The organism is Mycobacterium sp. TH-M15 (assembly GCF_057473705.1).
Map to the genome: position 1 here is coordinate 1 of NZ_JBYCLB010000443.1, position 5,805 is coordinate 5,805.

The 5,805-nt window shown below is 69.4% G+C and carries 3 protein-coding genes; all 3 read left to right on the forward strand.

Going from position 1 to position 5,805, the window contains the following annotated elements; translation table 11 throughout:
* Positions 1 to 42 precede the first annotated feature (42 nt).
* On the forward strand, positions 43 to 2,682 hold the full coding sequence (locus AC2VNT_RS10685) for a tubulin-like doman-containing protein (protein WP_486946828.1): 2,640 nt from the start codon (positions 43 to 45) through the stop codon (positions 2,680 to 2,682).
* Complete coding sequence (locus tag AC2VNT_RS10690; protein WP_486946829.1) at positions 2,679 to 5,336, forward strand: hypothetical protein; 2,658 nt, start codon at positions 2,679 to 2,681, stop codon at positions 5,334 to 5,336. The genes AC2VNT_RS10685 and AC2VNT_RS10690 overlap by 4 nt, the downstream gene beginning before the upstream one ends.
* A partial coding sequence (locus AC2VNT_RS10695) for a SaeA-related protein (protein ID WP_486946830.1) occupies positions 5,336 to 5,805 on the forward strand: 470 nt, incomplete at its 3' end. The genes AC2VNT_RS10690 and AC2VNT_RS10695, both read left to right, overlap by 1 nt.

Here is a 5,805-nt window from a genome sequence, read left to right on the forward strand (position 1 = left end):
CAAAGGCCCATCAAACTACTGCTGACCAGCTGAAATGCGACTTTGCCGAGACCCTGGGCCAGCGGCCAGTTCGTCTCCTATGACCTGGGGAACACCGCCTCCCCGGCCGGCGACCGCGACCTGCTCGGCTGGGGCAACGAGGTCTGGGACCCACTGCCCTGGGGCACCTATGGGTTCGCCAGCCTGAGCATGGGCCGGGACCGCTACGCCGAGTACGCGGCGCAGCGACTTGCCCGGAGCTGCGCCGACAAGCTGCTCTTCGGGCACCTGCAGCCCGGTAACCCGGCGTCGGGCACCGAACAATTGGACGCGTTGCTGGACAGCCAGTGGGAGGGACTGTGCCGCGGTCTCGGGCTACCGCCGATGGCCGGCGACGAGTCGACCCGGATGCGCAACCTCGGCGGTTGGATCACCGCCGAAGCGTTCTCGCCCAACGCCGGCATGGCGGCCATCGACTCGGTGATCGACCGCCAGCTTCGCGCGCACCTGCCCAGCCCGCAGGGGATGGCCGCCGAGCAGTGGGTGCCGATCTTCCGGCAAGCCGTGGCCAACCGGCGGAGCGCGCTGATCGAGGCGGTCAACGACGCGGCGTACACGCTGGCATTCACCTGGCACCGCGAATTCGCCGATCGACTGGACACCGTTGTCACCCGGGCGGTCGCGGACTTCGGCCTTGCCTACGCGCGCGGCGTCGTGGAGATGCTGCGCCGCTACATCGGTGACGAACTCGCCGAGGGGATGGCCGACCTCGGCTTGATGGGACCGAAGGATGTCGCCGCGCTCCCCCCGGATATCGAGGCCACGCTGGTGGCGCTGCGCGGAGTGATGACCAACGCCGATCAGGTGCTCGACACCGCACTCGACGGGTTTCACGGCAACGTCCGGCGCGCCTTGTACGCGGCCGCTGCCGCGCGGATCGCCGATGTTCTACGGGTGGTCGGCGGGGAACTTCTCATGCCGCTGGGTGGCGCGCTCGGTGAGGCGCAGGTGATTCTGGAGAATGCCCGCACCGCGCCGCCATCGGATATCGGGCTGGCCCGACTCGCCACCGACCAGTACGTCGCGTGGCCGTCGGACGCCGACGAACTGGTGCCCGGCCGGTTCGCCGAGGCGAACAACGAGGTGCTGCTGATCAACTCGGTCGAGTTCAAGGCGCGGTACGAACTGGACCTGCCCAAGGCGGTGGCGAGCGGTCAGGCGACGCCACCGTTCTACGGCGCGGTCGCACGTAGTACCGCACAGGTGATCGCCGGACAGTGGCCCACCACCGGCGGGATCGTCGCGCCCGGTGGTCTGTTGGAGCGTACCGCCAACTGGGTGACCCGCGCTTTCGGTGTCGACCCGGAGAATGAAGCGTCACTGGTGCCGTCACTGGCCCGGTACGGCGTGCACACCCGGCCCGGTGAGTTGCTGGCGCGCGCGCGACTGTACGTCGGGCGCCCCGGTGAAGCCTTTCAGGAATTCTGCAAGGTGTCGCTGCGTGACTACATCCAGGGGGTCGGGGCCGCCGAATCCGAGTTGGCACACCGCCGCACTGACATGGTGACCAAGTTCCAGGCGGCGCTGGCGCTGGCCAGGCCGCTGGCAAGCGTGAACGACCAGTCGTTGCAGACCGTGCATCCCGGCCAACAGTTGGAGTACCGGTACAAGTTCTCCGACATCCCGTTCCAGGGGCAACCGGCGGCCGACGGCCTAGCCGACGTGCTGCGGTCGAATCCGCGGATCGACCAGGCGACTAGGGACAACTTCGCCCGGGCGCTCGGTGACGAAGACAGCGTGACCCGAATCGACATCTTCGGGTCGTATCCCAACTATTCACCGCTGGTGTTCGATTCGGTGCTCAAGCCGGCCGCGCAGCAGTGGTCGTCGACCGCCGGGCCGGGACGCGCCGCGTTCTGGCGACTGCGCCGCTCCCGGCCGCTGCCGGCGTCGCTTCCGCTCGCCGACGCCGAGCGTCGCACGATGACCGCGGGATGGTTCCTCGGCCAGTTGACCGGGCACGTCCAGATCCCGCCGACGCCGTACACCGATCCGGTGCGGATTTACGACGACGCCGACCAACAGTGGGTCGGGTTCCCGAACCCGTTACTCACCCCGCCGTCGCAGTTCGTCGCGACATACGACTGGTTGCCGGCGGTCCTGGAGTCGATCCTGCTGGCGATCGCGCAAAGCCACGAGCCGCCGGTGATGCGCCCGCTTCGGCCATACCGGCTGCTGCGCGAGATGTATGACGCCAACTCCCAGGATCCGGCGAGCGGCATCGTGCAACTGTCCGCGGCCGGCCGGGTCGCAGAGTTCCTCCGCGGTGGGCATCGACAACTGAAGTCGCGGATTCCGGAGGTTTCCGCAGCGCAAACCCCCCAGGAAAGGGCGGACGCGGCGGTCGAGTGGCTGACGACGGTGCGCGGCCTGGCCGCCGAGTACCTGCCTGCCGGCAGTCCGGGGGCTGCGGAGAGCGGCCGCTACACGACGATCACCAGTCGAGCGAAAGCCAGCAACACCCCGATCTTCCGGGACGTGGCGCCGGACGTCTTCTGGGCCACCGAATCGCTAATCCGGATCATCCGGGATGTCAACGCACAGATCGAAGCGGATCGCACTTCGCCGGCCGGCTCGGCATTCGGGTCACCGGAGACCGGCGACCCCGCCGACATCGCGATCCCGGAGGGCGGCACGTTTTGACCAGTGCGTCGCATCCGAATCCTCGTGCGCTGACCGTCATCCTGGCCACGCGCGGCGAGACCGATGAGATCTTGGCGCTGCTCGCCGACTACGCGGCGGTCGAGCTTGTCGGGCCGTTCCTGTGGGTGGACGCGGCCGATGTCCAACACACCGCGATCCCGGCGACCCTCGTCCAGGGCGGCCACTCCTCGACTGTCGTGCTACAGCAGATCCTCACCGGCCACCGGCACAGCCGGGTGCGCATCGCCGTCCTGATTCCTGCGGATGCCCCCGCCGAACATCGGGTCACCCGCGCCGACGAGCAGAAGTTGGAGCAGGTCGTCCGAGCCGGCGCGGTGTCGGCGTCGATCACGCTGCTGCGGCTGCTCTTCACCCGGGGATCGGCGGCCGACACCTACTACGACCCGGCCATGGTTCTGGAGGGCTGGCACAACCTGCTTGTGGCACCAGAGGATTCAGCCGGCCCCGGGCTGGGGGTCGCGGCACTGGAGCGGTTGGACGATCAACTCGACGTGGCGCGCTACGTGGCGCCGGTGGTCGCATCGGTTGCCGGACTGTGGAACGGTGTCGAGAAGACCGTCTTCGACGAGTTGGCGATCCTGCCGGGCCAGACGCTGCGCGCGGTGCGGGCGTTCTACCGCCAACTCGACGCGCTGGAGGTCGAAGACCAGCTTCGTCGCCAGCTGTTCGATTCCGGTGGCCGGCTTCCGCTGCCGCGCAGCACCCAGGCCTCGGTGCTGTACGTCCAGGACGTGCAGCCGGCGACGCGGTCGATGGCGCAGGCGCTGTGGACCAAACATCGGGATGTGCTGCGCGGGGGCAGGGTCGAGGTTGGTGGCGCTGAGGCGCAGGCGATCTCGGCCCGCGCCGCCGGCCGACTGTTCCTGTCCTTCCTCTGGGCCGCGCTGCGTAACGCACCGTCGGCGTGGCTCGCCGGCATGCTCAACTCGGTTTCCTCGGTGGTGGCGGCTACGGTGCAGCACACCGTGTTCGGCGGGTCCAACTCCGCCTATTCGGTGGTCGCCGGCGGTGACCCGTCGAAATGGCAGGAGATCGGGCGTGGCGCCGAAGAGATGGTGACGGCGCTCGGCGGTGGGGCGGAGCAGCGTCAGTTCGCACAACCGGACCTCACGGCGCTGTGGGTCGACTACGCAAACTTCGCGCTGACGCTCGCGGACGGCGGCCGGCGATCCGCCGGTCCCGAGCCGATCCGGGTAGGCAGCGCCGTCGGCGTCGTGTCCACCGGCGCCGACGTCGTGCCGGCGTCCGCGGACGCGTTCACCGGCATGCCCGCCTCCCTGGCCGCGGTGATCGGAATCCGGCAGGTTGCCGGCGGTGACGTGCTGGGCGCCGCCGACGCCAAGCACCGACTAGAACGCACATTCGGTGACCCCGCCGCCGGCGTCGAAGCGCGGCAGGCTTTCACCGCGCTCGGCCAGTGGGAGGCTGCGACCGCGCGGAGCTACGCGACCCAGACGAGCGCGATCCTGGTCGACTTCCTCGGTCGCGCGCGCATGGAGGTGGCAGGTCTGGTGGAGCGGATCAGGGAGCTTGCCGGCCGGTCCGGGGAGGACGGTGCCCTACGCCGTCGCCAGCAGGCGATTCTGACGATCATGCGGACGGCCGGTTGGACGGTGTTCGCCGTTCTGCTCGCCCTGCTCGGGGTCGCCGTCAAGCGGTGGGTCGGTTGGCGCTTCCCCTTGCAGGTCGGTGGCGTCCTGCTGGTCCTGTACTTCGTCGCGATGCTGATCATGTTCATTCTGATGCAACGCCACCTGTTCGCCGAGCTGAACCTACGTAAAACGCAGATGAGTGAGTTCGAGGCGCTGCAACTCAACCTGCGTTCGGCCGTACAGGACGTCAGTCGCCTGTCGGCGGCGTACGGCCAATTGATGGCGTGGAACCGGGTTCTCGGGGAGGTGCTGCGCGCACCGTTCGGCCCGGTCGCGCCCCTGCATCGGCCCCGCCCGCAGATCGTCGACGGGCTGCCGCGGTGCATGCGGATCGCCGTGGCCGCGCCGACGAGCGGCGGCGCGGACGAGACCGCCCGCGCCCTGCAACAGGAGCTCTACGCGGTGGGGTGGTTGACCGCGCCTTGGGAACGCATGCTCGAATCCGCCGGGGAGCGGCTGCCGGAGGACCCGGCCGGGCTGTTCCGCATGCCGGGCGTCGGCTCAGGCTCGCCGCTGGACCGCTGGTCGCACGCGGTGGAGTCGGGGAGGGTGACCTGCACCGGCGCGAGCGCGCTGTGGCGTCAGGTCCAGGAGATGTTCGACCGGCCGGACAGCCCGATCGGCCGGAGACTCATCGGCACCATCGTCCTGTCGGCGACCGGACAACGGGTTTCGCCCGCCGAGTTCAACGAGGGTCTCCTGCCCCACCGGGCCGCCGCGGCCCCGTTCGACGCATCGCTGTTCACCACCACCGCCGCGACGGCCGGGCGTGCGGCGGTCGCCATCCACGACGACGCGGTCGACCGCCACGGCTTGGGGTATCGGGCCGTGGTGGTGGAGGTCGGCGACGGGCTGCCGATCTACGATTTCGCGATGTTCGCCCCGCGAACGGGTTCGGTGGACGTGGAAGCTGATCTGCGCGACCACCCGACGATGGCCATTGGCGAGACGCCACCTGGATCCGGGTCGATGGTGTTCTGATGACGGACCCGGGATCGATCGACGAAGACCCGCGTCTGGCCGCGCTCCTGGACTGGCGCGCGGGGCTGGTCAGGTCCGGTCTGGTGTCGGCAGGTTCGTTCAAAGAAGCGCATATCCGGCTGGTGTTGCGCTCCGGGCGCACCGACGTCGAGCGGATACGCGCGATGCTCCCAGGGCCGGTGGCCGAGCACGCGGAAGAACTGGCCCGGCTGCTGCAGGAGACGACCAGTCCGGCCGTCGCCACCCTGCCGGGTCGCGGCGGCCGGCATGGCAAGCCGGACCTCGCCGACGACGCGCAGATTCTTGCGACACCCGACCAGCGTTCGGCCCCGCGGTCGGGTTTTGCGCCATACGAGGTCACCGGTAGCGAGCATCGACCGGAGCCGATCTCGTTACGCCGGGCGGATGACGGCACAGCTGGCCTGGAGGTGTCCTGGCCCGCGTACACCGCCACCGGCGAGCCAGCTGA